Below are 25,815 nucleotides of genomic sequence, written 5' to 3'. Positions count from 1 at the left end.
CCTGTAGGAGGAGAGACTGTGCGGGAATTGGTCGAGATCGGCCCCGGCAAGATCGTGGCGCGCGGCTGGCGGCTGTCCGAAGTGGCACTCGTCCCGACCCGGCGTACCCGGGACATCGACGACGTCTCCACCGAATGGCAGCTCGACGCCTACCGGTTCGAGATCCCTGCCGTGGCCCACCCGTCCGACGCGACGATGAGCCCGGCCTCCGTGATCGAGATGGGCCGCCTCGGCGGCCTCGGCGTCCTCAACGGCGAAGGGCTGTGGTGCCGCTACGTCGACCCGACCTCGCTGCTGAAGGAGCTCGCGGACACCCCTGCCGAGAACGCCATCGAGCGGCTGCAGGAGATCTACGCTGAGCCGATCAAGCCCGAGCTCATCGCCGAGCGGATCAGCGAGCTCCGCGCGGGCGGCGTCACCACCGCCATCCGCTTCAGCCCGCAGCACACCGCCGAACTCGGCCCGCTCGCGGTCGACGCCGGGGTGGACCTGCTGGTCATCCAGGGCACCATCGTCTCGGCGGAGCACGTCTCCTCCGGCGGCGACGTCCTGAACCTGAAGCAGTTCATCGCCGACCTGGACGTCCCGGTCGTCGTCGGTGGGGCCACCAACTACAAGACCGCGATGCACCTGATGCGCACCGGCGCTGCCGGCGTCATCGTCGGCGTCGGCTCCGACGACTGGTCCACCACGGACACCGTCCTCGGCATCGACGTCCCGATGGCCTCCGCGGTCGTCGAGGCCGCCGCGGCCCGCCGCGACTACCTCGACGAGACCGGCGGGCGCTATGTCCACCTCATCGCCGACGGCGAGATGACCAACTCCGGCGCGATCGCCAAGGCCATCGCGTGCGGCGCCGACTCGGTCATGCTCGGCTCGATCCTCGCGGACGCCGCCGAGTCCCCGGCCGCGGGCGCCTGGTGGCACTCCGCCGCCTCGCACCCGAAGCTCCCGCGAGGCCGCTTCCGCCCGGGCGACTCCGGCGACGTCGAGGTCCCCGACCTGGAGGCGATCCTCTACGGCCCGTCGAACTCGTCCGACGGCTCGCAGAACCTCTTCGGAGGCCTGCGCCGCGCCATGGCCAAGACCGGCTACACCACGGTCAAGGAATTCCAGAAGGCCAGCCTGGTGACCGCCTAACAAGCGACTGAAAGGGGCCCGGAACGCCTTGTTCCGGGCCCCTTCGCTTTCGGCCCTTCCTTTTCCGGCCCGGCCTGTGGGACTATCGCCCGATGCTGAAGCTCACCGATTTCATCATCGACTGCCCCGAGCCCATGAAGCTCGCGGCGTTCTACGCCGAGGTCACCGGCCGTCCGGTCAAGGGCAGCACCGACACGTGGGTCAGCATCGCCTTCGGGGAGATCGAACTGGCCTTCCAGCGCGTCGACAACTTCCTTGCCCCGAGCTGGCCCGACGACGAGCACCCCAAGCAGTTCCACCTCGACTTCGAAGTCGACGAGTTCGAACCCGAGCACGAACGCCTCACCGCCCTCGGCGCCACCCTCCAGAAGCGCTTCTCCAAAGGCGAAGGCTACGGCTGGCACATCTACACCGACCCGGTCGGCCACCCCTTCTGCCTCTGCCGCAACAAGGGCGTCCAATGGCAAAACGGAGAACCAATCTGGCCAGCCTGAAAGCGATTGAGTGAAGGAGGTGCCGACATGACGAGCAAGGAACTGCTGCACCGTCTGGTCGACGACTTGGGCGAGTCGCAGGCCGCCGAGGCGCTCACCTGGATCCGGGCCCGCTACGCGATGCCCGGCCCGGCGAAGGACGACGCCGCACTGCCTGACTGGATCGGGTCGTTCTTGTCCGGACGCGGCGACCTCGCCGAGCGCCACGAGGAGATCCTGCGCGACGAGGGCGACGCCCGCTGATCGTTTTCGACACCGGCTAGACCTGCCGCTCGGCGCCGTGGACGCTTCAGTCGTCGCGCTTGCCGAACGCCTCGGCATCGGCGAGGTCGCCACGATCGACCACCGCCACTTCAACATCGTCCGGCCCGCGCACATCGGAGCTTTCACGCTTCTGCCTTGAGCCGGTCGTCGCGAGGAGCAGATCGACAAGCGTCTCCCACTCTTGGGGATCGGCGAACGGAGAGCGGCGCGTGACCTTGTGTCGCTTGCCGTTGTCGCCGATCCAGTAGATGGTGGCGTCGTAGACCGAGTACTCGAGTCGATCGAAGCCGATGCGTGGGGACTGCTTGCCGCTGACCGGCGGGCCGATGATGACCCGGTGCCGCAGGTCGTAAACGAGGAATCTCCGCCGGACAAGCAGGATGACGGCAATGATCGGCGCACCCAATACCAGCCCTCGCGCGAAGCCGCCGAACATCGGTTCGAGGATCGACCAGGCGGCAGGCCAGAGCAGGAAAGCTGCCAGCGGCGTCGAGACGGCGAGGAGCAGCCAGAGGCGGCGCCGGTTGAAGTGGACCGTGAAGACAGTGCGGGCCGGGTCGGGCAGCGAGACCATGCGGGGGCCTTCAGTTTTGGAGCCGTTGGCGGGGGAGGGCTCGGTTGGGTTGATTTTACCGGGGTTTGCGGGGCGCGTGGGTTCTGAGCTGGTGTCCTGTTCGGGGGGACGGGGTCGTACTTTTGGGCGAGGGGTTGGGCCTGGTTGTCGGCGAATTGTGCCTCTGCACACAGGTATCTGTCAGCTAGGCCACGTATCCTTGCCAGCGTGAAGGCCAAGAACCACCCCATTCCCACAAGGAGTGGGGAACAACACACCCTGCCCACGGCGTTGGTGCTGCTGTGACCTGCCCATTCTGCTCCGTGCCCACCGTGCCCGGCGCGCGCTACTGCCACAACTGCGGTGCGCCCCTCTCCCCGGAGGCGACCGCCCCCCAGACGGAGCGCCGGTATGTGACGGTGCTGTTCGCCGACCTCTCCGACTTCACGACCTGGTCCGAAAGCCTCGACCCGGAGCGGGTCTCCTCGGTCACCGACCGCCTGCTCGCCGAGTGCGTTTCTGCGGTGAACGAGTTCGGCGGGCATGTCGACAAGCTCATGGGCGACGGCCTCATGGCCGTCTTCGGCGCACCGCTTTCACACGAAGACGACGCCGAGCGGGCCGTTCGTGCTGCTCAGGCCATGCAGAAACGGGTGCGCCGTCTGCTCAAAGCCGAGTCCGGTGGTGGTCTTCCCATCGGACTTCGTATTGGGCTCAGGTCGGGGCTCGTGGTCGCCGGTATGCAGGCGAACCTCGAGTACACGGTCATCGGCGACACGGTCAACACTGCTTCCCGCATCTGCGCGATCGCCTCCGTCGGCACCATCTGGGCCGGCGAGGAGACCATGCGCTCCACCAAGCACGCCGCCGCCTGGCGCCGCCTCACGCCTGTGCGCCTCAAGGGCAAGCGTGAGCCCGTCGAAGTGTTCCAGCTCCTGGGCCTCGAGGATGAGCCCGGGACGCGCGCCAGCCTTGGCGACACCGCCCCGTTTATTGGCCGCGACGCCGAGATCGGGCGGGTGAACGGCCGCATTGAGGCCGTTATCGACCGCAGCGAGCCGCTGGTACTTATCCACACCGCCGAGGCGGGCATGGGGAAAACCCGGTTCGCCCGTGAAGTGCGGACCATCGCGACCGAGCGCGGGGCCCGTGTCCTTACCGTTCGGGTTGCTCCCTACGGGGAGGGGCGCCGGTTCGGGCCCCTGGCGGACTTGGTTCGCAAGGCCGCTGGCCTGCGGTTTGACGATGACCGGGCCACTGCTGAGGCTAAGCTTCGGCGGATCGCCGACGGGCATGCCGATCATGGCGAATGCAGGCTGAATATCACGCTTTTGCTTGGGCTGCTTGGACATGGGCGCCCTGGGGCGACCGATCGCGTTGGTGGGTTCACCGGCCAGCAGTCCGACGCCTACACGATCCCCGAGGCGGTTGCCGAGCTCATCACGCACATGGCGACCCAGGGTCCCCTCGTGCTGAACATCGACGACCTGCACACCGCTTCGGCCGATGGCATTGATGCTCTTGGTGTCGCGCTCTCGAAGATTCACGGGCCTGTTCTGGTCATCCTTTATGGACGGCCTGAACTGACTCGTTCTTCGGGTGTGCTGACGCGCATTTCCGAGGCCGAGGTGCACCCTCTTCCGCCGCTCGCCGGTGCCGATGCCGCGCGCCTGCTTCGCGAGTTCCTCGGCGGCGGGCGCATGCCCAAGCCCGACGAGGACCGGCTGCTCGGCTTCGCGCAGGGCAACCCGTACTACCTCGCCGAGCTGGTCACCCTGCTGACCGAGCAGGGCCTGCTCTCTGGCGACGGCGACCACTGGCGCCTCGCCGCCGGGTCGCTCACCGGCCGCGTTCTCTCGCGCGACCTCGCGCAGGTCCTCGGCGCCCGTATCGACGCCCTGAGCCCGGCGGCCCGCGCGCTGCTGCGCGCCGCGTCGATCTTCGGCGACGCCGTGCCGCCCGAGGCCTCGCAGCTGCTGGAGAAGGAAGTCCCCGGCGAGTTCGAGGCCGCGCTCCAGGAACTCCTGGACCGCCGCATGCTGCGCCGCCGCTCCTACGGCGGCTACCGCTTCGTGACCCCGCTGCTGCGTCAGGCCGCCTACGCGCCCATCGGGAAAGCCGACGCCGCGCACGCGCATGCCGAGATCGCCCGCTGGGCCGCCGACACCGAGCTCGAAGGCCAGAGCGCCGACGACCTCGTCGTCTTCCACGCCGAGCAGGCCGTCACCCTCGCTAAAGAAGTCGAGATCGAAGCGCTCGACGAGGTCTGGAACGTCCTCCCGCTCGCGGTCGAGGCCGTCCGCAAGCAGGCCGCCCGCGCCATGGACGCCTCCGAGCCGGAACGCGCGGTCGCCCTCTTGAACGGCGTGGAACGCCTTGCGCCCCTTTCGTTCGACGACCGCCTCCTGCGCGGCCGGGCCCTGACCCGCCTGGGCCGCACTGAGGAAGCCGAGTCGGAGATCGAGGGCCTGGCCATCGACATCGGCCTCATCGTCCCCGCCGACGACGACCACGCCGAGCACGAGGAGCACCCGTCGGGCCGCCTCTTCGGCGACGACTTCGCCGAGGACGAGGCCGAACTCGTCGCCCAGCTGCTGCTCCTGCGCGGCCGCCTCCACCGCTACAAGGGCGAGCTCCAGGACGCCCGCACCGCCTGGACTGCGGCCCTGGCGCTCTCGCGGCGCGAAGGGCTCGCCGGGCCGCGCTGCGACGCGCAGTGCCGCATCGGCCTGCTCGACTTCCTTGCAGGGCATTTGAATGAAGCCGAAGCCCGCTTCCTCGACGCCTACGACACCGCCGTGGGCGTCGGCGACGACAAGCGCCTGGCCTGGGCCCTGCAGCACCGCGCATGGGTCCTCGTGGCCCGCGGCGACTTCGACGGCGCTGACGACGTCCTTCGTGAAGCCGCGAAAGCCTTTGCGCGCCAGATGGACCTGGTCGGCCGGGCCTGGGTCCGCGGCGTCTCGGCGTTCGCGCTCCTCATGGCCGGGCGCTTCACTGAGGCAAAGCGACTGTCCGATGTGTTCATGCCGATCGGCGAGCGCTCGGGCGACGTGTTCGCCGTCGGGCTCCTGCGCGCCATCGGCGCCGCAGCCCAAGTGGCCCTGGGCCACCCCGAAGGCGCCGACGTCGCCGCCCGCAAGTCCTTCCGGGACTTCGAGCGCATCGACGACGACTGGGGCCGCGGCTTCGCCAAGTACGTGCGGGCCCTCGCGGCCCGCTCGATCGGCGCGCTCGACCACGCCCTCGACCTCGCCGCAGGCGCGGAGGAGTACGGCGTCAAGACCGGCCACCCGCTCCTGATCTCCTTGGCGCACAACCTGAGAGGCCGCTGCGCCCTTGAGCTCGGCGACCCGGCCACGGCCGAGGCCGCCGCGGAAGAGGCGCTGGCGCTCGTCACCGACGACGTGCTGGAGCCGGGCCGCGCGGCCAACACCGCGCTCCTGGCGGACGTGCGCGCCGCGAAGGGCGACCGCGCCGAGGCGCTGCGGATGCTCGAACCCCTTGCGGCGCACCACGACGAGCCTGCTCTGGGGCTGGCGCGCCGGGCGATCGTGGCCCGCTACGCCCGCCTCCTCGATGAGGACGGCCAGGCCGAGGCGGCCCGCGACTGGGCCCGGACCGCGCTGAAGTCCTTCGGCGAGGACCCGGAGGCCACCGCGTGGGCCGAGGGCTACCTCGAGGCCGCCAAGGTCTCCTGATGAGGCCGCACACCGTGTACGCCGGGCCGTTCGCCGCGGCTGCGATCCTTGAACCAATGGGGGAGACGCAGCGGGTGGACGGGCGGCCCTTTCGGGCCGGGGCCTTGCGGCACGGGGCCCGTTCCAGTCGGACCGCCCGTCCTCCCGCGCGCCACACGGGGGATGCATTCACTATGGGCTACCGGCAGTTCGCCCAGTGGAAGCGACATATCAACCGTTCGGCCAGTTATCGCTGGCTCTTCGTCCAGGGGTATACAGAATCGTGGGCGCGTTGCCGTAACGTTATGCGTCAAAGGTCCCATGACTCGGTTCCCCCAGGCCCGAGCTGCGAGACCTAAGGTTCGGAACGTCCCCCGCGCGCAGGCCACAGGCCCGCGCACCGACCTGCATCAGAACCGACGCCAGGCCATTGCACCGCCGCAGGCGCCGCCGAGAACGGAGGCTGTATCAAAGTGGACACCATCTCGTCCTACGGTGCTCCAACCGGTCCCCACCTCTCCCCGTCCGCTACCGAGCCCCTGAACGGCGCCGACCCCGAAGCCCTCTTCCAGGGCATCGAGCGCCTCACCGGCTTCCGCGAGATCGACCGCGGCGCGTTCTCCATCGTCTACAGCGCCACCCGCTACGACGACGGCTCCGAAGTCGCCGTCAAGGTCGAGGCCAGGCCGCTCACCGACGACGCCGCGCGCGAGCGCTTCCGCCGCGAGGTCCAGACCGCCGGGCGCCTCTCCGACCACCCGTGCGTGGTCAAGATGCTCTCCGCGGGCCTCACCCACCAGGCGAACCCGTACGTCGTCATGGAGCGCTGCCGCGGCACCGTCGCGGACCTCCTCGACCGGCACCACCGAATCCCTCCGCACCGGACCATCGAGATCGGCATCCGCATCGCGGACGCCCTCGCCGCCGCCCACGAGGCCGGGATCGTCCACCGGGACGTGAAGCCCGCGAACCTCCTCGTCGACCACCACGGCCACGCCGTGCTCGGCGACTTCGGCCTCTCGAGCCTCATCGCGGCCCCCCGCCCCGGCGAGCCCGTCTCGACCATGGCCACCCCCGCGTACGCGCCCCTGGAGGTCTTCCAGATGCGCGAGGTCGGCCCCAGCGCCGACGTCTACTCGCTCGCCGCGACGCTCTACACGATGCTGTCCGGCACGCCCCCGCGGTTCCCCGTGGACGGGGTGCTCGACATCAACGACGTTGCGGCCCTGTTCGATCAGCCGATCCCGGCGATCCCCGGTATATCGCCGCTGCTGCTCGAGATGCTGCGCACGGCGCTGATCAACAACCCCGGCGGGCGCCCCACGGCGGTCGAGTTCCGCGAGTTCCTCGCGTCGATCCCCGAGGCCTCCACCGGCATCTTCGCCAAAGTGACGGACGACCCGCCGCCGAGTTCCCCTGCGCCCCAAGGCGTCGGCGTCTTCGGTGCGTACTCGTCGCCGCCGCAGGACGAGGCCCGCACGTCCCCTCCCGGGTACGCGCAGCTCGACCCGGCCTCGTTCCCCGACGCGCCCTCGACGCTCCGGCTCGCCCCGGGCAAGCGCCGCGGCCGCGCCCCTGAAGCGCCGCAGCCGTTCACGTCCCCGGTCGTCCCCGACCCGACGCCGTTCGCGGCCGGGCCGGCGAGCCCTCCCGTGAGCCCGGCGCCGCCGCAGGACTTCGCGGCCGAGACCACCGCCTGGAAGTCCTTCGCCTCCGGCGGGGCCCGCGACGACCACGACTCGCGACTGCCGGTCCCCGTGCCGCGCAACGAGACCGGCCTGACCCGCCGCGAGCGCCGCCTCAAGGAGGGCGACACCGGCTCCAGCGTCGGCCGCCTCATCGGCATGGGCGCGGGCGCCCTCGTCATCCTCGGCCTGCTCATCGCGGGCGGGATCTGGCTGTTCAACGGCGAGGAGACCCCCGGCCTCGCGGAGCAGTCCAACGCGGGCGACTACGTCGGCGAGTGCACACTCGAAGCCGAAGGGGTCGGCTGCGTCGCCGAACCCGCCTGCTACGACAAGGCGTTCGCCTCGACCAGCTGCGACGCCGCCCACCAGTGGGAGGCCTACGCGACCGGCCAGCTCCCCGAGGGCGTCACCGACGCCGACGGGGCCCGCGCCGACGCGACCGTAGCGGCCGCGTGCATCGACGCGCAGGCCGAAGGCGGGCCGCTCTCGCAGCTCATCGGCGGCGACTCCCTCGACTGGGCCACCGACGTGTACGTCACCGGCGACGGCTCGTTCCAGTGCGTCGCCCAGCTCAGCGACGGCGCCGAGGCCATGGGCGCCACCTTCGCCCGAGCGGGTTAACACGTAACAGAAAAGGGCCCGGCACCATTCGGTGCCGGGCCCTTTCGCCGCGCTGGGAGATGGTGCGCGGCTTCGGATCAGAACTCCTCGTCGAGGTCGACCTTGCCTTCCACGGCCACTTGGTAAGCGGTCGGGCGACGTTCGAAGAAGTTCGTCAGCTCTTGCACGTCCTGGAGCGCCATGAACGGGAACGGGTTCTCCGAGCCCCACTTCTTGGGCATACCGAGGCGCACGAGGCGCTGGTCGGCGGCGTACTCCAGGTACGACTTCATGTCCTTGACGGTCATGCCGGGCATGCCCTCGCCGATGAGGTCCTCCGCGAACTGGAGCTCGGCCTCGACGGCCTCCTCCATCATCGCGACGACCTCCTGGTGCATCTGCTCGTCGAAGAGCTCCGGCTCCTCCTGGCGGACCTGGTCGACCACGCTGAACGCGAAGTTCATGTGGCAGGACTCGTCGCGGAACACCCAGTTGGTGCCGGTGGCGAGCCCGTCGAGCAGGCCGCGGCTGCGCAGCCAGTACACGTAAGCGAAGGCGCCGTAGAAGAACAGGCCCTCGATGCACGCGGCGAAGCAGATGAGGTTGAGCAGGAACGTGCGGCGGTCCGAGGCGGTCTTGAGCTCCTGCATGTCGAACGCGGAGTCGATCCACTTGAAGCAGAAGTCGGCCTTGCGCTTGATCGAGGGGATGTTGTTGACCGCGTCGAACGCCTTCGCGCGCTCGTCCGGGTCGGGCAGGTAGGTGTCGAGCAGCGTCAGGTAGAACTGGACGTGCACGGCCTCCTCGAACAGCTGCCGCGACAGGTACAGGCGGCCCTCGGGGGAGTTGATGTGCTGGTACAGGTTGAGCACCAGGTTGTTCGCGACGATCGTGTCACCGGTGGCGAAGAACGCCACGAGGCGGTGGATGAGGTGCTGCTCCTGGGGCGTGAACCCGGCCAGGTCGGTCAGGTCGGACGCGAGGTCGACCTCTTCGACGGTCCAGGTGTTCTTGATGGCGGCCCGGTACTGGTCGTAGAAGTCCGGGTACTTCATCGGTCGCAGGGTCAGGTTCATGCCCGGGTCGAGCAGCATGGGCGGTCCTCTCGTGTCGTCAGGTTGCGATGGGGCGCATGGAAGGCGGGGTCCCGCAGGACCCCGCCCTCAGGGTCTTACTGGCAGGCCTCGCAGCTCTCCGGGTTCTCCAGGGAGCACGCGATGTCGGCGGGGATCACTTCGAGTTCCGTGGGCTGCGTCGCGGCGGGCGCGGCGCTCACGGTCGTCTGGTTGATCCGCGTGGCCGGGCGGCTGCGCAGGTAGTACGTGGTCTTCAGGCCCGACTTCCAGGCGTAGCGGTACATCGACGAGAGCTTGCCGATGGTCGGCGCGGCCTGGAACAGGTTGAGCGACTGGGCCTGGTCGATGAACGGCGTGCGGGCCGCGGCCAGGTCGATGAGCGCCTTCTGCGGGAGCTCCCACGCGGTGCGGTACCGCTCCTGGAGCTCGGCCGGGATCGCGTCGATGCCCTGCACCGAACCTTCAGCGACGACGATGGCCTGGCGAACTTGCTCGCTCCAGATCCCGCGCTCCTTGAGCTCGGCGATCAGGTGGCGGTTGACCTGCAGGAACTCGCCCGACAGGGTCTCGCGCTTGAAGACGTTCGACACCACGGGCTCGATGCACTCGGCGCAGCCGGCGATCGAGGCGATCGTCGCGGTCGGCGCGATCGCGATCATCAGCGAGTTGCGCAGGCCGTGCTCGCCGATGAGGGCGCGCACCGCGTCCCAGCGCTCGCCCAGGGTGACCCGGGCGTCCGCGTAGTGGTCGACGTGCAGCACGCCGTCGTGGGCGCGGGTCTCGTCGTAGTTCGGGTGCGCCCCGAGCTCGGCCGCGAGCTTCGCGGAGGTCTCGTACGCGACGATCGCGATGCGCTCGGCGATCGCGGTGGACAGCGCGAGCGCCTCCTCGGAGTCGAACGCGAGCTTCAGCTTGAAGAACACGTCGGCGAGGCCCATGCAGCCCAGGCCGATCGGGCGCCACTTGCGGTTGGCCTTCTCAGCCTCCGCGGTCGGGTAGAACCCCAGGTCGATCGTGCGGTCGAGGAACTTCACCGCGGTGCGCACGGTCGTCTCGAGGCGCTCGAAGTCGAAGCCGTCCGGCGTGGTGTGCTCGGAGAGGTTCACCGAACCGAGGTTGCACACGGCCGTCTCGGAGTCGTTGGTCACCTCGAGGATCTCGGTGCACAGGTTCGAGAGGTGGATGACATTTTCCTTGCGAGCCGTCTGGTTCGACGTGCGGTTCGCGGTGTCGGAGAAGGTCATCCAGCCGTTGCCGGTCTGCGCGAGCGTGCGCATCATGCGCCCGTACAGGTCGCGCGCCGGGACGGCCTTCTTGGCCTTGCCCGCGGCCTCGGCGGCCCGGTACGCCTGGGCGAACTCGTCGCCCCACAGGTCGACCAGCTCAGGGGTCTCCTTCGGGTCGAACAGGGACCACTGCTCGTCGTTCTCGACGCGGCGCATGAACTCGTCGGGAATCCAGTTCGCGAGGTTCAGGTTGTGGGTGCGGCGCTCGATGTCGCCGGTGTTGTCGCGGAGCTCCAGGAACTCCTCGATGTCGGCGTGCCACGACGCGAGGTACACGCACGCGGCGCCCTTGCGGCGCCCGCCCTGGTTCACGGCGGCGACGGACGAGTCGAGGGTCCGCAGCCACGGCACGATGCCGTTCGAGTGGCCGTTGGTGCCCCGGATCAGCGAGCCGCGCGAGCGGACGCGCGACCACGCGATGCCGATGCCGCCCGCGTACTTCGAGAGGCGCGCGACCTGGCTGTACCGCTCGTAGATCGAGTCGAGCTCGTCCTTCGGGGAGTCCAGCAGGAAGCACGACGAGAGCTGCGCGCGGCGTGTGCCGGAGTTGAACAGCGTCGGCGAGGAAGGCAGGTACGAGAGCGTCGACAGCAGGCGGTAGAGTTCGGCGGCCTCCTCGACCGACTGGCTCAGCCCGCACGCGACGCGGAGCATGAAGTACTGGGGGCGCTCCAGCACGGTGCGGTGCTCGGGGTGGCGCAGCAGGTAGCGGTCGTACACCGTGCGCAGACCGAAGTACTCGAAGCGGTCGTCGGCGGTCTCGTCGATGACGGCGTCCAGCGCCTCGGCGTTCGCGTTCACGAAGGCCACCAGGTCGTCGGCGAGCAGGCCGTTCGCGTTGCAGGCGGCGATGGACGACGTGAAGCTGGTGACGCCCTCGCCCGCGGTCTCGTCCGCGATGTGCTCGGCGAGGAGCCGCGCCGCGAGCTTGGAGTAGGTGGGCTCGGAGGCGACGGTGGCCGAGGTGATCTCGATGGCCCGCTCGCGCAGGCCCTGCTCGGTCGCGCCGGGCCAGAGGCCGGCCTCGATCTGGGCGATGACCTTCTCGGCGTCCACATCGGGCAGTCCGACGGCGTGCGTGCGGAGGCGCTCGGCGATGAGGGCGGCGGGACCCGGCTCGGGTTCCCGCTGCTGCGGCGCGGTGGTGGTGGCGGATGGCGTGGTGGCGAGCCCGGTCATCTCTGCATCCCCTCGGTGACGTTGCGATCTGCTGCGGATCGCGCTGGCGGCGCGGCGGCGCCGCCCTCCCCGTGCAGTGGGAACGGGAGCTGACAGCACCGACCTGACAGAGCAGAATCATACATGTAGTGGTCGGCACATGGGGTCGCCCCAAGATGTTGCGGTTTTCCGGTGTTTTGGACACCGAACCCCCAGCGTGTCAGCTAGGCTCGGGGGTTCCGCCGGGTCAGCCTAGACCCGCCCGCCGACATTCCTCCCGCGAAACCGCCGCACTCACCCGGGTGTGATCCTCACCGGCGAAACCGGGTGCGACCCTTGCCGCGCGTCCTGGTAGCATCGTGGCGGCCTGATCAGTCAGGCAGGCCTCCGTAGCTCAGTGGATAGAGCACTGGTTTCCGGGACCAGGTGTCGCAGGTTCGAATCCTGCCGGGGGCACAGCGAAGACCCGCCCGAGTCGATCGACTCGGGCGGGTCTTCTTTCGTGTCAGTGCCTGTCCCGCATCAGCGCGACGCCGTAGCAGGCGAGCCACGCCACCCACAGGAGCCAGCCCGCGAGGCCGACCAGGCCGAGCTGGTTGTCTCCCGCCATCACCTGCGGGGCGAGGACCGCCGACATGAACTGCAGGGCCGCCGCGCCGAACCCCAAGGCCGCCAGCCATTTCGGGACGAGGCCGCTGCGCCTGCCGCTGAGCGAGAGGCCGACCAGCGCGAGCGCCAGGAACGTGCCGTTGAGGCCGAACAGGGCCTCGTGGAGGGCCCACAGCGCCCCGGCGCTCTCCTCGGCCCCGGTGTGCGCCAACGCGAGCCGTACGCCGCTCACCGTGGTGATGTTGAGGTTCTGGAGGACGATCCCGCCGAAGCCGACCAGCGCCCAGGCCTCGCCCCGGCCCTCCTCCGACCGGCGCGAGGCGGCGACGGCGCCCGCGCCGAACAGGACCGCGAGGACCCAGACCGCCGGGAGCGCCATCGACGCCAGTTTCACCGCTTCGCTTTCGGCGCTGAAGAACGCGACCGCTTCGCCGGGCCCGGAGCCGGGGCTCGGCAGTCCGGCCGGGACCAGGACGAGGAGGTTGAGCAATAGGATCAGGGCCGCGAAGCCGATCCCTGCGGCGCCGGTGAGGCGGCCGAACGTATTGGTTTTACGATTCATATATTGAATATAAGACGCGTACAATCAGAGGGGATATGGGGACACCTTCCAGCCGCCGCGCCTACGACTCGTTGCGCCGCACCGAGCAGGCCCAGCGCACCAGAGCCGCCATCGCCGAAGCCGCACGCAGGCGCTTCACCGCCAGCGGCTGGGCCGCCACCACCATCCGCGAGGTCGCCGAAGAAGCCGGGGTCGCCGTGCCCACCGTCTACGCCGCCTACGGCAACAAGACCGGCCTCGCCCTCGCGCTGGCCGACGCCGCCGACCTCGCCGCGGACCTGCCCGCGCAGCTCGCCGCACTCGAAGCGGCCCAAGGCGACCCGGCCGCGCAGCTCGCCGCCATGGCCGCGTTCGACCGCCGCCTGTTCGAGCGCTCCGGCGACCTCATCGCGATGCTCCGCGAGGCCGGGCGCACCGAACCCGAACTCGCCGACGCCTACCGCGACGGCCGCCGCCGCGCCGACGCCCTCCGCGCCGAAGCGTTCGACGCCTGGCCCGCGGGCACGCTGAACAGGGCCGTCGCCGACGCCGTGGACGTCTACGCGGCCCTGTGCAATATCGATGCCTACCGCACGCTCACCGAGGAGCGCGGGTGGCGCCCGGACCGGGTCGAGGCCTGGTGGGCCGAGATCCTGCCGAGGGAACTGCTCGGCAGCAGCTAGACCTGTGCGGGCTGGGCGGCGAGCTCGGCCTCCAGGAACTCGTCCTTCTTCGCGTGGTGGAAGAAGAACGGCGCCAACGGGATCACCGAGCAGATCAACGCGACGAGGGTGGTGCCGAAGCCCCAGTCGAGGCGGCGGCGGATCAGGAGCGTCGCGAGGACCAGGAGCACGAACAGGACGCCGTGCAGCATCCCCAGCGGCATCACCAGGTTGATGTCCGAGATGCGGCTCAGGAGCGAGCCGAACACCAGGAGCAGCACGAACGACCACCCCTCGGCGAGGGTGAGCATGCGGTAGCGGAAGACGGAGTTCGCGAGCACGGCAGGGTGTCCTTTCGAGCGTTCCATGGGGTGTCACATGGGGTTTCCTGCGGCCGACACTAACACCGCGAGTATGCGGGCCCGCTGTGATGTTCACCGGGCCGAGCACCGCACGGAGGTGCCGCTTCGACATAGGATCGGGCCATGCGATCGATACCCCTCGTGGTCACCGCCGGACTCGCCCTCTTCGCGGCCGCGGCCTGCTCCAGCGGCGGCGACCTGCCCGCCGCCGACGAGATGCTCCCGGACGCCGCCACCGCCATGCGTGAGGTCGAGAGCGTCCGCTTCGACCTCGCCGTCGACGGCGACGTTCCCGGCCTCGACGTGAAAGCCGCTGACGGTGTCGTCACCGCAGACGGCTCCGCGCAGGGCACCGGGACCCTCACCGCGTTCGGCATGGACATCGAAGCCGAGTACGTCATCATCGGCGAGGACGCCTGGGTCAAGGGCCCCACCGGCGGCTTCCAGCAGATCCCCGTCGGCGACGACATGCTCCCGTACGACCCGACCCTCCTGCTCGACCCCGACGCCGGGATCGCCGCGCTCCTCGACGCGGTCGACTCCGCCGAACCGCAGGACACCGAGAAGGTCGACGGCGCCGAGACCTACCGCTACGAAGTCGAGTTCGACCCCGCCGCGTTCGCCACCCTCATCCCCGCCGAAGGGGACTGGAGCACCGCCACCGTCTGGTTCGACCAGGAGACCGCCCGCGTCGTCAAAGCCGAGTTCTCCCAAGGGGACGCGACCGTGACGCTGCTGTTCACCGACTACGACGAACCGGTGACGATTGAAGCGCCCTGAGGCGGGCCGCCGCAGGCTCGCCATCGGCGCGGCCGGGGCCGCCGTCCTCCTCGGCTCGATCGACGCCTACGTCCTCGTGTCCGTCCTCGTCGACATGATCGGCGAGTTCCACATCCCCGTCAACCATCTTGAGCGGGCGACCCCGCTGGTGACGGGCTACCTGCTCGGCTACACCGCCGGGATGCCGCTCCTGGGGCGCCTCTCGGACCGGTTCGGGCGCAAGCCGATCATCTACGCGTGCCTCGCCGCGTTCGCGATCGGCTCGGTCGTCTCCGCGACCGCCACCGCGCTGTGGCCCCTCGTCGCCGGGCGCGCCCTCCAAGGCCTCGCGGGCGGCGCGCTCCTGCCCGTCACCATGGCCCTCGCAGCCGACCTCTTCGCCGCCCGCCGCAGGCCCGCCGTCCTCGGATGGGTCGGCGCCGCACAGGAACTCGGCGCGGTCCTCGGCCCGCTCTTCGGCGCGGGCGTGGCCGCCCTGGTCGGCTGGCGCGGCATCTTCTGGATCAACGTCCCCCTCGCTTTGCTTGCGGCGCTGGCGATCCACTACGCCCTGCCGCGGGCCGAAGCGAGACGCGGCACCGCCCGCATCGACTGGATCGGCGGCCTGCTCCTCGCCGCCGCCTTGGGGCTGTTCACCGTGGGGCTCTACAACCCCGACCCCGCGGCGGCCGTCCTGCCCTCCTGGGGCCTGGCCGCGGTGCTCGCCGGGGTCGGCGTCCTCGTGGTCTTCGGGTTCCAGCAGCGGCACTCCGCGACGCGCCTCCTCGACCCGGCCGGGGTCGCCTGGCGGCCCTTCGCGGCCGGTCTCGCTGCGAGCCTCGCCGCCGGTGCCGTCCTCATGGTCACCCTCGTCGACGTGCAGCTCCTCGCCCAGACCCTCCGCGGCCTCGACTCCACGGGCGGTGCACTCCTGCTCCTGTGGTTCCTCATCGGCCTGCCCGTCGGCGCCCTCATCGGCGGGTTCCTCGCCTCCCGCCTCGGCGAACGCCTCCCCGCCGTCACCGGCTTCGCGCTCGCCGCCGCCGCGTTCTACTGGATCGGCGCCACGGTCCCCGACATCGAACCGGGCCTCGCCCTCGCCGGAGCCGCCCTCGGCGCCACGATCGCCCCGCTCTCCTCCGCCGCCCTGCGCACCACCCCCGAAGACAGCCACGGCACGGCCTCCGCCGCGGTCGTCGTCGCCCGCATGATGGGCATGCTCATCGGCGTCGCCGCCCTCACCTCCTGGAGCCTCCACCGCTTCCAGAACGCCACCGCCGACCTCGACATGCCCCTCCCCATCGGCATCTCCGAAACCGAATTCCTTGCCCTCCAAGCCGACTACCTCGAAGCCCTCAACGCCGCCCTCGCCACCCAATACGCCGAAGTCTTCACCGCAGCAGCCTGCATCTCAGCCGCTGCCGCCCTCGTCGCCATCGCGCTGCCGGGAAAGACGACTGCCGGCCCGCTGAAGAGCGGACCGGCAGCCGGGAGCGGTACGAGCGTCTAGATGATGCCCGCGTGCGCCTTGATCACTGTTTCCGTAGCCACCGATTCGTACAGGAACGTGTTGCTGATCGAGCCGTTCAGCGCGTTCCATCGGCCGCCCGAGGCGTCGGCCGCGACCCCCAGCGTCACCGGACCGTCGCCCTGCCACGGGCTCGAAGGCCCCTCGGCGGAGGCGACGGCGACGCCGTTCAAGTACAGGTGCATCCGCCCGGCCTTGAGGTCGTACACGGCCGCCACGTGGATCCACTGCCCGGTCGCGGGTGCCGACGGCGCCAGGACCTCAGCGGTGGTGCCGTCCGCCGACGGCATCGTGAAGCGGATGCGGTCGAGCGCCGCGTCGTAGCCGAGATCGAACGCCGGTCCGCCAGCGCCCGCCTGGGCGACGAACGTCTGGTCGGCGGCCTTGTCCGCCAGGTTGACCGCGGTGATGACGGTGAACGACTCGTCCGTCGCCAGTACCGGCCCCTGCGTAGTGCCGTAGCCGTTCCCGTTGCCGTCCAACCGGAGTCCGGTCCACAGCGTGCCCTCGAACACGTCCTCCCAGTTCCAGTCCGCGCCTTCGGTGCCGACGATCGAGAGTTCCTGGTCGGTCCAGTTCTCGATGTCGCCGAACATGAAGTTCCAGCCCGCCCGCACTGTCCCCGTCGGGTTTCCCTCGTAGGATGCGGCTACCGCGTCGATCCCGAGCGCGCCGCGCCACAGCCGCACGCCCGAGAGCGCGCCGTCGAGGTACCCGCCCGGCTCGCCCTGGAGCGGCGCCGAGCAGCCGACCGACACGAGGTCGTTGCCGAGGACCGGAACGAAACCGAGCTCGGTCGTCGCGGCCAGCGCCCCGTTCACATAGAGTGCGAGCCTTCCGGTCTCATTGCGGTCGGTCGCGACTGCAGCGACCAGGTGCGTCCAGACCCCGGCCTCGACGCCTTCGGCGCTGGCCACGGCCCAAGCCGGGTGCGCGCCGTTGTCGGACGGCAGCGCCAGCTGCCAGGCCCCCAGCTCGGCGTCGTAGCCGAGCGAGAACGAGGTCCTGCGGCTCGTGGCCTGGGAGAGGACCGTCTGGTCGCGGTCGGTGGCGTCGAGTTTGACCCAGGCCTCGACCGACAGGTCGCCCTGGCTGGTGAGCAGCCGGTCGTCGACCGTGGCGCAGGACGCGCCGTCGAAGCCCGCCGCCGAAGCGGCCCGGCCCCACTGGTCGCTCTCCCACGTCGTCGATGCCGGGAGCGTCAGGGCCCGGCCCTGCGGCGAATCGTCAGTGCCGTTGCCGCGCAGCGGCCATGAGGCCGCTGTGCCCGGGACGAGGTCGCCCCGGTAGACGGCGTCCAGGTACGCCTGGTTCGGCGCGCCGACCCACGCGGTGACGTGGGCGACCGCTCCGTCGAGGAGCGCAGTGCCTTGCGACGCATCGCATCCGAGGCCGACCGGGCCGTCGAACTTCGACGGGAGGAACCCGAGCACGGTCTGCGCGTCCTCCGCGCCGTTCACGTACAGCTTGACGGTGTTCGGGGAGGCGGTGACCGACAGGTGCGTCCATTCACCGACGGCGGGAGCCGTGGTCGATGCGAACGACACCGCTTCCGACCCTGAGGCGTCGCTCTTGGCGACGGTCACGGAGAACCGGTCGGTCTCGGCGTCGTACCCGAGGGCGAAGCCCGTGCGGTTGGCGCCGGCCTTGGAGACGAACACCTGGTCGGTGGCGGTCGAGTCGAGCCGGACCCAGGCCGATACCCAGAACGCGGCGTCGGTGCGCAGTGCGGCGCCGTCGCCGGTGCTCGTGTAGCACTCAGTGCCCTTCAGCTGCAGCGCCCGGCCGTACGGCGCCGGAGCCGCCGTGTCCTCCCAGACCGCGCCGGTGGTGTTCACCGTCCCGAGCTGGTCGGCGTCGTCGGCGCCGCTGCCGTCCAGGCGCCACGCGCCCTTGACGATCGGCGCGATGAACCGCCCCGCGGTGAAGGTGAACGAGGCCCGCTCGGAGGTGTTGCCCTCGTCGTCTTCGGCCCATACGTCGAGGACGGAGCGCCCGGCCGGAGCCGTGAACGCGATGACGGCCGTCCCGTCCGATTCGACGGTGTGCTGGGGCGCGCCGGAGTTGACGCCGTAGTGGAACGCGGTCACCACGCCGTCGTCACCGGAGACGACCTGGAACTGGACTTCCTCCCCGGCCTTCGGGGTCGCGGTGAGGAGTGTGATCTCGGGGCGGCTCGGCGCCGCCGATTCCTGTGCTTGCGCCGGGAGCGCGGCACCGGTGACCGCTACGAGGGCGGTCAGCAGGGCGGCCGCGAGGCGCGCCGCGCGCCTCCCGGCCGTTCCGGGTTGTGACATGGGGTTCCTCTCAAGGGGGATACGAGGGGCCGCAAAGGGGTCTTCGAAGGAACCCGAATCCTACGTGGAATCAGTCACGAAGGCAGTACTGGTTTTCTATCCGGCGCCCGCTGCACCCGCGGTCCCCGCGCGTATTCCCGGACGTGTGCGAGCCCGCAGATCCTCGCTGGAGGCGCCCTCACCTGGATAGGCTTGGACGTATGGCGGATCTTTCAGTGGTCGAGAATGTCGAAGAGAACCGGTACGAGCTGCGCGACGACGACGGCGCCGTGCTCGGGTACCTGGAGTACCTCCCGCGCGAGGACTTCTTCGTGCTGCCCCACACCGAGGTCGACCGTTCGCTGCGCGGCCAGGGCTGGGGCGACCGGCTCGTGCGCCACGCCCTCGACGACCTGCGTGTGAAGGGCACGAAGGCCTACCCGACCTGCCCGTTCGTGGACCGCTGGATGCAGCGCCACGACGAGTACGAGGACCTGCGCTACCAGCCCTAACGAATTTATGGCTCGCAAGCAGCGCCAAGAGCGGCGGCACTGCTGCGGACTGTTCACCTCCGCTTCAACTTCGGGTTCATCCACAGTTCACTCAGGGATGAAGCATCTTCAATATGCGTCTCCCGGTTGCCGTGCCCCGGCCCTCGTCCCGCCTCCGCGCGAACGGGGGCCGCTGATGCTTTCCGCGCTCATCCTCCTGCGCCACGTCGCCCTCTCCGCCGCCGAACCGGCGCCCCTGACCGACGCCGAGTCCCGCCGCGCCTGGGCCCTCGCCGACTTCCTGCAGCTGTACAACCCCACCGCGCTCCTGAGCGGCCCCGCCCGCGCCTGCGCCGACACCCTCGCGCCGCTCGCCAGCCGCCTCGACCTCCGCGTCACCGTCTCCGACGACCTCAGCCCCGCCACGCCCGCGCTCCCGGACGCCGCCCATACGGCGGTCTGGCTGGCCGCCAAAGCGATCCGCACCCTGCCCGATCCCCGCCGCACCACCGTCGTCTGCGCCGAAGGCATCGTCCTCGCCGCGCTCCTCGTCGCCGTCGCCGCCCGCGACGGCCACGACCTCGCCGGGCACGACCTCAGCCTCCCGCTCGACGGCCCCGACACGGCCCCGCCCGGCGCCGGATGGGTCCTCCACCGCGACGACGGCCGCCTCGTGGACGTGAAGCCCCTCGCCGCCCGGTAAACGATTTGCTCCCGCAGGTCAGCAGGAAGTAAGGTCGACGGTTCGTCTGCTTCAATCCTGTACAAATCCACCGGGAGAAAAGCCGTGTCTGAAACCGAGCTCCAGGCTGAACTCCAGCACCACGAGCACGCCCGCGCCCAGATGGCCGCCATGCGCGACCTCACCGAAGGCATCCACAACATCTACTCCGGCGACTTCGACGAGTCCACGAGGAACCTCGGCCTCGGCGACGTCAGGTCCGACCACCTCTTCGGCTGGGCCATGGCCAACTACACCGTCCCCCGCCTCGCCGACCTCTCCGACCGCGACATCGCACTCTTCTTCGGCCGCATCTGGATGGACGACGGCGAGGACTTCCACATCGGCCGCCGCCACATCCGCGACGAGCGGGGCGACCCGCTGGTCCTCGACTGGCGCGCGCCCCTCTCCGAGCAGTACTACCGCGCCTCCGCCCACGACCGCCGCGACGTCGCCCGCCGCCGCCGCTTCGGCTTCCAAGGCGCCCGCATCACCGGCTTCGAAGACGAGAACCTGCAGCTCGGCGAGCACCTCGCCTCCGACATCCTCACCGAGGAGATCGAACGCCCCCGCACGGGCCCGATGCGCGACATCGTCGCCACCATCCAGCCCGAGCAGGACGAGCTCATCCGCCGCGAGGCCGCCGCGAACCTCTGCGTCCAAGGCGCCCCCGGCACCGGCAAGACCGCCGTCGGCCTCCACCGCGCCGCCTGGCTCCTCTACAACTACACCGAGAAGCTCGACAAGGCCGGCGTCCTCGTCGTCGGCCCCAACGAGGGCTTCCTCAAATACATCTCCGGCGTCCTCCCCACCCTCGGCGAGTCCTCCGTCTGGCAGGTCACCGTCCAGCAGCTCACCGGCGCCCACACCGCCCTCGCCGCCGACACCCACGAAGCCGCCCTCGTCAAACACGACGCCCGCATGGCCCTCGTCTGCGAACGCGCCGTCTGGGGCCACGTCGGGACCGCTGTCGACGGCGGCATCACCGCCGATGACGGCCTCCTCATCGCCGACGGCGGCTGGCGCTGGCGCCTCGGCCTCAACTACCTGAACGAGGCGATCACCAACGCCCGCAAGCACACCCGCACCTACACCGCCGGACGCAAAGCGGTCGAGGACGCGATCGTGCAGGGCGCCCGCCGCCAGGCCGAGATCCGCACCGGCCACTCCCCGGACAGCAAGTGGGCCACCAAGCTCAAACGCTCCGACTCGGTGAAGGCCTTCCTCGACGCCGTCTGGCCCAAGCTCAACACCAAGACCGTCATGAAGAAGCTGTACACCGACGCGGCCTTCCGCGCCGACGCCACGCGCGGCATCCTCACCGACGACGAGGCCGCGTTCCTCGCCGGGAAACCCGCCAGGCCCACCCCCGGCGACCTGCTCATCTCCGACGAGATCGAATCGCACATGAAGCTCCGCGAACCCTCGGAGTCCTTCGGCCACATCGTCATCGACGAAGCCCAGGACCTCTCCCCGATGCAGTGCCGCGTCATCGCCCGCCGCTCCGGCAAAGGCTCGGTCACCGTCCTCGGCGACCTCGCCCAGGGCACCACGCCCTGGGCCGCCGCCTCCTGGACCGACCAGATGCGCCACCTCGGGAAAGACCAGGTCGAGCACACCGAGCTGACCACCGGCTTCCGCGTCCCGGCCGTCATCATCGCCCTCGCCAACCGGGTCCTGCCCCACCTCGGCGTCGACGTCGCGCCCGCGCGGTCGATCCGCTCCGACGGCTCCTACGACTTGATTTCGACCGCCGATCTCGCGGCGGGTGTGCGGGAGGCTGTAACCAAGGCGCTTGCGGAGGAAGGGCTTGTCGGGGTCATTGCCGCCGACGAGCGGGCCGAGGCGTTGCGGGAGTTGCTGGACGGCACGGAGCGCGTCGAGGTCGTCGCCGCCAGCCTCGCCAAAGGTCTCGAGTACGACCATGTCGTCGTGGTCGAACCAGCGGAGATCGTCTCGGCGCCCGCCACCGGCGGCGGGACGTTCGACGGGGTCGGCCTGCGGCACCTCTATGTCGCCCTTACCCGCGCCGTCTCCCGCCTCACCGTCGTCCACGACGGCGCCCTCCCGCGCGAAATGGAGGCGTGAGGGTCGCACCGCGCCCCGCCGTTTGTCCGGAACTTCCCGAAACCGGCCCTTCCAGGTGTCACGATGATCCAATTGCGGGCTTTATCCGGCCCACAGTGGAATCAATACGGGGGAGTGGACATATGCGACCAGCACAAGCGAGGGCCGGCGCCCTCGCCGGAGCGGCGGCGCTGGCCGCCGCGGCGCTCGGCGCCTGCGGCGGGGGCGATTCGGGCGGCGGCGACACCGACGTCACCTGGGCGGTCAGCTCGGGCTGGGAGTCGTGGAACGAGAACACGGCCGACGGCAACACCTCATACCTGCACCAGGCCCTGTCTCCAGCCACGACCGCGCTCGGCGACTTCAACCAGGACGCCGAGTGGGTCTTCAACGACGCGCTCCTGACCAAGGCCCCGGAGCTCGTCAGCGAGTCGCCGATGACCGTGGCCTACACGCTCAACCCGGACGCGCAGTGGTCCGACGGCGAGGCCTTCGGCGTCGACGACTTCACCTACCTCTGGCACCAGATGTCCGGCAAGGCCGAGCACTGCGACCAGACCCAGTGCCTGCCCGCCTCCACTGACTGGGGCGCGAACGTCGCCTCGCTCACGCAGGAGGGCGACGTCGTCACGATGACCTATGTGGACGGCTACCTCGACCCCGAGTGGCAGTACTTCCAGACGCCGATGTACCCGGCCCACATCGCCGCGGCCAACGGCTTCCCCGACTGGGCCACCGACCCGGCCCAGATGGGCGGCAGCGCCACCTGGTTCACCCAGAACCCGCCCACCTGGGGCACGGGCCCGTACACGCCGACCGAAGGGGTCGCCGGCGACCACGTCACGTTCGAGCCCAACGAGAACTACCAGGGCGCGACGGAACCCGCCCTGGAGAAGCTGACCATGAAGGTCGTCGAAGGCACCGAGTCGATCATCACCGAGCTGCGGCAGGGCTCGATCGACGGCTCGTGGCCCTCGGAGTTCAGCCAGGAGGAGCTCGACAAGGTCGCGGACGACTCGGCCGTGACCACCGAGGTCTACGAGGGCTCGATCTGGCTCCACATCGACACGAACGCGAACAACCAGTTCCTGTCGGACACGGTGCTGCGCAACGCGGTGTTCGCCGCGATCGACAACGCGGACATCATCTCCAAGGCCTACCCGGACACCGAGGTCATGGCCCGCACCAACCACTTCTTCAACGAGCAGTCGGAGTACTGGGAGAACGCGCTCGAAGCCGTCGACCCCGAGTCCGGCTCGGGCGACCCGGCCGCCGCGAACGCGATCCTGGAGGCCGCGGGCTACACGACGGGCGACACGCTCATGACGCCCGACGGCCAGGCCGTCACGCTGAACTTCCGCTACGGCGAGGGCGACGCGACCCGCACGCTCGCAGGCGAACTCGTGCAGTCGTACCTGAGCGAGATCGGCATCGACGTGACGCTTGAGGCGATCCCGGACGGCGAGCTCGGCACGGTCCTCGCGGAGGGCGACTTCGACCTGGTCATCTTCGGCTGGTCGGGCACGCCCGCGTTCACGACCGCGCCGCAGCAGTACTTCGGCTCCGACTCGTCCTCGAACTTCGGCAAGTACCGGCTCGACGGCCTGGACGAGGCGATCGCGAAGGTGCGCTCCACGACTGACATCACCGAGTCCGCGCAGTTCGCGAACGACGTCGAGGCGATGGTCGTCCCGCAGGCGTTCACGCTGCCGATCTTCGACGAGCCGCAGTCGGTCGTGTACCTGAACGGCAACCTCGCCGGGATCGTCGCCAACGGCAACAGCCAGGCCGGCCCGATGTGGAACATCCAGGAGTGGAAGCCCGCTTAGGCCAGGGGTTTCCGGCAGGGGCGGTCCGATCCGGGCCGCCCCTTTCGCGTATCGGTCCGGTAACAATGCTCAGGCAACTTCGTACCGATCCGTTCCCTTCACCACTGATGCGTGGCACTGTGGCTCCCAACACTTGCCGAGCGGCCGCCTGGCCCCTCCGCCACACCCCTGAAGGCGACGAAGCCCCAGCGGCGCATCGGGCGAACCCCTCGGCCGGACACCCTATGGAGGAGACACAGCAATGGCTTTGACTCGTAGAGCATTCGGCGGCCTGACCATCGGCGGTTCCTCCGCCCTCATGCTCGCCGCGTGCGGCGGCGACGACGAAGGCGGCAGCGAACGCGGCGGGGAACTGGTCTGGGCGGTCTCGTCCGGCTGGTCGGCCTGGAACCTCAACACCGGTACCGGCAACTCGTCCTCGACGAACATCGCGACGACCCCGATGAACCCCGTCGGCCAGGTCGGCTACGACTGGGACCCCGAAGGCGCGGTCTTCTACGACGAGGCGATCTTCGAAGGCGAGCCCGAGCTCCTCGCCGAAGCACCGATGCAGGTCCAGGTCACGCTGAAGGAAGGCGCCCAGTGGTCGGACGGCAAGCCCGTCCGCCTGGAGGACTTCATCTTCCAGTGGTACTCGACCTCCGGCGACCCGGCGCACGCCAACCAGGAGAAGGCCCTGCCCGCCGGCACCACCGGCGCGAACATCGCGAGCATCGAGGAGCCCGAGCCGGGCAAGATCGTGTTCACGTTCAAGGAAGGCACCACCGACCCCGAGTGGATCTTCACCGGCGGCGTCTACCTCCCGAGCCACGTCGCCGAGGAGAACGGCTTCGCCGCCTGGGCGACCGACCCCGAGCTCATGGGCGACGCCATCAACTTCTTCAACGACGACCTGTGGACCGTCGTGGTCGGCGCCTACAAGCCGGTCGAGTGGAAGGTCGGCGAGTACGTCATCTACGAGCCCAACGACAAGTACCAGGGCAAGGCGAAGGCGTCCTACGACAAGCTCACCATGAAGGTCATCGAGGGCATCGAGGCCCAGGTGACCGAGCTCCGCCAGGGCACCATCGCGGGCTGCTGGCCCAACGACTTCAGCCTGGAGATCATGCAGCCGCTCGACGAGCAGCCGGAGCTGAAGTACGAGGTCTACGCGGGCGCGACCTGGTCGCACTTCGACATGAACGTCAACAACGCGTTCCTCAAGGACGTGGCGCTGCGCCAGGCCGTGTTCACCATCATCGACATCGAGGAGATCAAGGCGCGGGCCTTCCCGGGCACCGAGGCCCCGTGGCTCGGCAACCACTTCTTCACCGAGAACAGCCCGTACTACCAGGACTACACCGGTCCCGCGAACTACGGCAAGGGCGACGTCGAGGCCGCGAAGACCATCCTCACCGGCGCGGGCTACGACTGGAACGGCGACGGCAAGCTCGTCAACAAGGACGGCGACGTCGTCGCGTTCAACTTCCGCTTCGCGTCCTCGAACGAGATCCGCAAGCTCACCGGCGAGATCATCCAGGCCGAGCTGGCCGAGGTCGGCATCGACCTGGAGCTCAAGGGCTTCGGCGACGACGAGCTCTCCTCGACGCTCTCGGCGGGCGACTTCGACCTGGTCGTCTACTCGTGGGTCGCGAACCCGTCGTTCACGACCTCGCCCGACCAGTACTTCTCGCCGGCCTCGGACTCGAACCACGGCGGCTACGACGACCCGGTCATCAACGACCTGCTGCCCGGCGTCCGCGCCACCCTCGACCTCGACGAGGCCGCCGAGATCGCGAACCAGATCAGCGCCCAGGCTGTCGCGCAGGCGTACACCCTGCCGCTCTACAACAGTCCTATGGCGATCTTCTGGAACACCGAGCTCGTCGAAGGCCCTGGCGTGAACCCGAACAGCCAGGCTTCGGCGACGTGGAACGTCCGCGAGTGGAAGAAGCCGTAGTACCACATTCCGGGACGGTCGGCCTCTTCGGGCCGTATCGGGTTCGCCACCATCCGTCCTGATAATTCAGTGAATTCCCCCGTGGGGCCGAT

The 25,815-nt window shown here is 69.8% G+C and carries 19 protein-coding genes and 1 tRNA gene; 14 read left to right on the top strand and 6 right to left on the bottom strand.

Going from position 1 to position 25,815, the window contains the following annotated elements:
• Positions 1-18: 18 nt before the first annotated feature.
• From ACZ60M_RS01695 to ACZ60M_RS01685, 3 genes are all read left to right on the top strand, one after another.
• On the top strand, positions 19-1,140 hold the full coding sequence (locus ACZ60M_RS01695) for a GuaB3 family IMP dehydrogenase-related protein (protein WP_465413640.1): 1,122 nt from the start codon (positions 19-21) through the stop codon (positions 1,138-1,140).
• A gap of 92 nt (positions 1,141-1,232) precedes the next feature.
• The gene (locus tag ACZ60M_RS01690) at positions 1,233-1,634 is read left to right on the top strand and encodes a VOC family protein (protein ID WP_465413638.1); all 402 of its coding nucleotides are present in this window, start codon (positions 1,233-1,235) and stop codon (positions 1,632-1,634) included.
• A 27-nt stretch (positions 1,635-1,661) separates the two neighbouring features.
• Positions 1,662-1,877 carry a hypothetical protein gene (locus ACZ60M_RS01685; protein WP_465413636.1) on the top strand — a complete coding sequence of 72 codons (216 nt, stop codon included), beginning with the start codon at positions 1,662-1,664 and terminating at the stop codon, positions 1,875-1,877.
• Positions 1,878-1,923: 46 nt separating this feature from the next.
• Here ACZ60M_RS01685 and ACZ60M_RS01680 read toward each other — a convergent pair whose 3' ends face one another.
• Entirely contained in the window at positions 1,924-2,472 is a 549-nt protein-coding gene (locus ACZ60M_RS01680) for a hypothetical protein (protein ID WP_465413634.1), read from the bottom strand.
• 302 nt (positions 2,473-2,774) lie between these two features.
• On the opposite strand from ACZ60M_RS01680, the gene ACZ60M_RS01675 reads away from it, so the two are divergent.
• Positions 2,775-6,152: an adenylate/guanylate cyclase domain-containing protein gene (locus tag ACZ60M_RS01675; RefSeq protein ID WP_465413632.1), complete on the top strand. Its 3,378-nt coding sequence runs from the start codon at positions 2,775-2,777 to the stop codon at positions 6,150-6,152.
• A 452-nt stretch (positions 6,153-6,604) separates the two neighbouring features.
• On the top strand, positions 6,605-8,440 hold the full coding sequence (locus ACZ60M_RS01670) for a serine/threonine-protein kinase (RefSeq protein ID WP_465413630.1): 1,836 nt from the start codon (positions 6,605-6,607) through the stop codon (positions 8,438-8,440).
• Between the two features lie 77 nt (positions 8,441-8,517).
• On the opposite strand, the gene ACZ60M_RS01665 is transcribed toward ACZ60M_RS01670, so the two are convergent.
• Positions 8,518-9,513 carry a ribonucleotide-diphosphate reductase subunit beta gene (locus ACZ60M_RS01665; RefSeq protein WP_465413628.1) on the bottom strand — a complete coding sequence of 332 codons (996 nt, stop codon included), beginning with the start codon at positions 9,511-9,513 and terminating at the stop codon, positions 8,518-8,520.
• Between the two features lie 77 nt (positions 9,514-9,590).
• Positions 9,591-11,960: a ribonucleoside-diphosphate reductase subunit alpha gene (locus ACZ60M_RS01660; RefSeq protein WP_465413626.1), complete on the bottom strand. Its 2,370-nt coding sequence runs from the start codon at positions 11,958-11,960 to the stop codon at positions 9,591-9,593.
• Between the two features lie 362 nt (positions 11,961-12,322).
• Between ACZ60M_RS01660 and ACZ60M_RS01655 the strand changes: the two genes are divergently transcribed.
• Positions 12,323-12,395, top strand: a tRNA-Arg gene (locus ACZ60M_RS01655).
• Positions 12,396-12,444: 49 nt separating this feature from the next.
• Here the strand turns inward: ACZ60M_RS01655 and ACZ60M_RS01650 are convergent.
• Positions 12,445-13,110: a 2-oxoglutarate/malate transporter gene (locus ACZ60M_RS01650; protein WP_465413624.1), complete on the bottom strand. Its 666-nt coding sequence runs from the start codon at positions 13,108-13,110 to the stop codon at positions 12,445-12,447.
• Positions 13,111-13,145: 35 nt separating this feature from the next.
• On the opposite strand from ACZ60M_RS01650, the gene ACZ60M_RS01645 reads away from it, so the two are divergent.
• The gene (locus ACZ60M_RS01645; RefSeq protein WP_465413622.1) at positions 13,146-13,772 is read left to right on the top strand and encodes a TetR/AcrR family transcriptional regulator; all 627 of its coding nucleotides are present in this window, start codon (positions 13,146-13,148) and stop codon (positions 13,770-13,772) included.
• Here the strand turns inward: ACZ60M_RS01645 and ACZ60M_RS01640 are convergent.
• A complete protein-coding gene (locus ACZ60M_RS01640; protein ID WP_465413620.1) occupies positions 13,769-14,092 on the bottom strand; it encodes a DUF3817 domain-containing protein in 324 nt (107 codons plus the stop codon). The genes ACZ60M_RS01645 and ACZ60M_RS01640 overlap by 4 nt on opposite strands.
• 144 nt (positions 14,093-14,236) lie before the next feature.
• On the opposite strand from ACZ60M_RS01640, the gene ACZ60M_RS01635 reads away from it, so the two are divergent.
• Together ACZ60M_RS01635 and ACZ60M_RS01630 are read left to right on the top strand one after the other, a co-directional pair.
• Positions 14,237-14,893 (top strand): LppX_LprAFG lipoprotein, encoded by a 657-nt coding sequence (locus ACZ60M_RS01635; protein ID WP_465413618.1) that lies wholly within the window; start codon positions 14,237-14,239, stop codon positions 14,891-14,893.
• A complete protein-coding gene (locus tag ACZ60M_RS01630; protein ID WP_465413617.1) occupies positions 14,880-16,382 on the top strand; it encodes an MFS transporter in 1,503 nt (500 codons plus the stop codon). Before ACZ60M_RS01635 ends, ACZ60M_RS01630 begins: the two co-directional genes overlap by 14 nt.
• Here the strand turns inward: ACZ60M_RS01630 and ACZ60M_RS01625 are convergent.
• Positions 16,379-18,697 (bottom strand): LamG domain-containing protein, encoded by a 2,319-nt coding sequence (locus ACZ60M_RS01625; RefSeq protein WP_465413615.1) that lies wholly within the window; start codon positions 18,695-18,697, stop codon positions 16,379-16,381. The genes ACZ60M_RS01630 and ACZ60M_RS01625 overlap by 4 nt on opposite strands.
• Before the next feature lie 200 nt (positions 18,698-18,897).
• On the opposite strand from ACZ60M_RS01625, the gene ACZ60M_RS01620 reads away from it, so the two are divergent.
• The 5 genes from ACZ60M_RS01620 to ACZ60M_RS01600 all read left to right on the top strand — a co-directional run bounded on the left by ACZ60M_RS01620 (position 18,898) and on the right by ACZ60M_RS01600 (position 25,723).
• A complete protein-coding gene (locus ACZ60M_RS01620) occupies positions 18,898-19,188 on the top strand; it encodes a GNAT family N-acetyltransferase (RefSeq protein ID WP_465413613.1) in 291 nt (96 codons plus the stop codon).
• Between the two features lie 175 nt (positions 19,189-19,363).
• Positions 19,364-19,870: a histidine phosphatase family protein gene (locus tag ACZ60M_RS01615; protein ID WP_465413611.1), complete on the top strand. Its 507-nt coding sequence runs from the start codon at positions 19,364-19,366 to the stop codon at positions 19,868-19,870.
• A 141-nt stretch (positions 19,871-20,011) separates the two neighbouring features.
• Positions 20,012-21,976, top strand: coding sequence for a HelD family protein (locus tag ACZ60M_RS01610; RefSeq protein WP_465413854.1), 1,965 nt, complete (start codon positions 20,012-20,014; stop codon positions 21,974-21,976).
• 122 nt (positions 21,977-22,098) lie between these two features.
• The gene (locus tag ACZ60M_RS01605) at positions 22,099-23,784 is read left to right on the top strand and encodes an ABC transporter substrate-binding protein (protein ID WP_465413610.1); all 1,686 of its coding nucleotides are present in this window, start codon (positions 22,099-22,101) and stop codon (positions 23,782-23,784) included.
• A gap of 241 nt (positions 23,785-24,025) precedes the next feature.
• The gene (locus ACZ60M_RS01600) at positions 24,026-25,723 is read left to right on the top strand and encodes an ABC transporter substrate-binding protein (protein WP_465413608.1); all 1,698 of its coding nucleotides are present in this window, start codon (positions 24,026-24,028) and stop codon (positions 25,721-25,723) included.
• Positions 25,724-25,815: the final 92 nt, after the last annotated feature.

The organism is Glycomyces sp. NPDC050141, assembly GCF_055586545.1.
The sequence above is the reverse complement of the archived record's forward strand: the minus strand, read 5'-3'. Positions and strand labels throughout refer to the sequence as shown.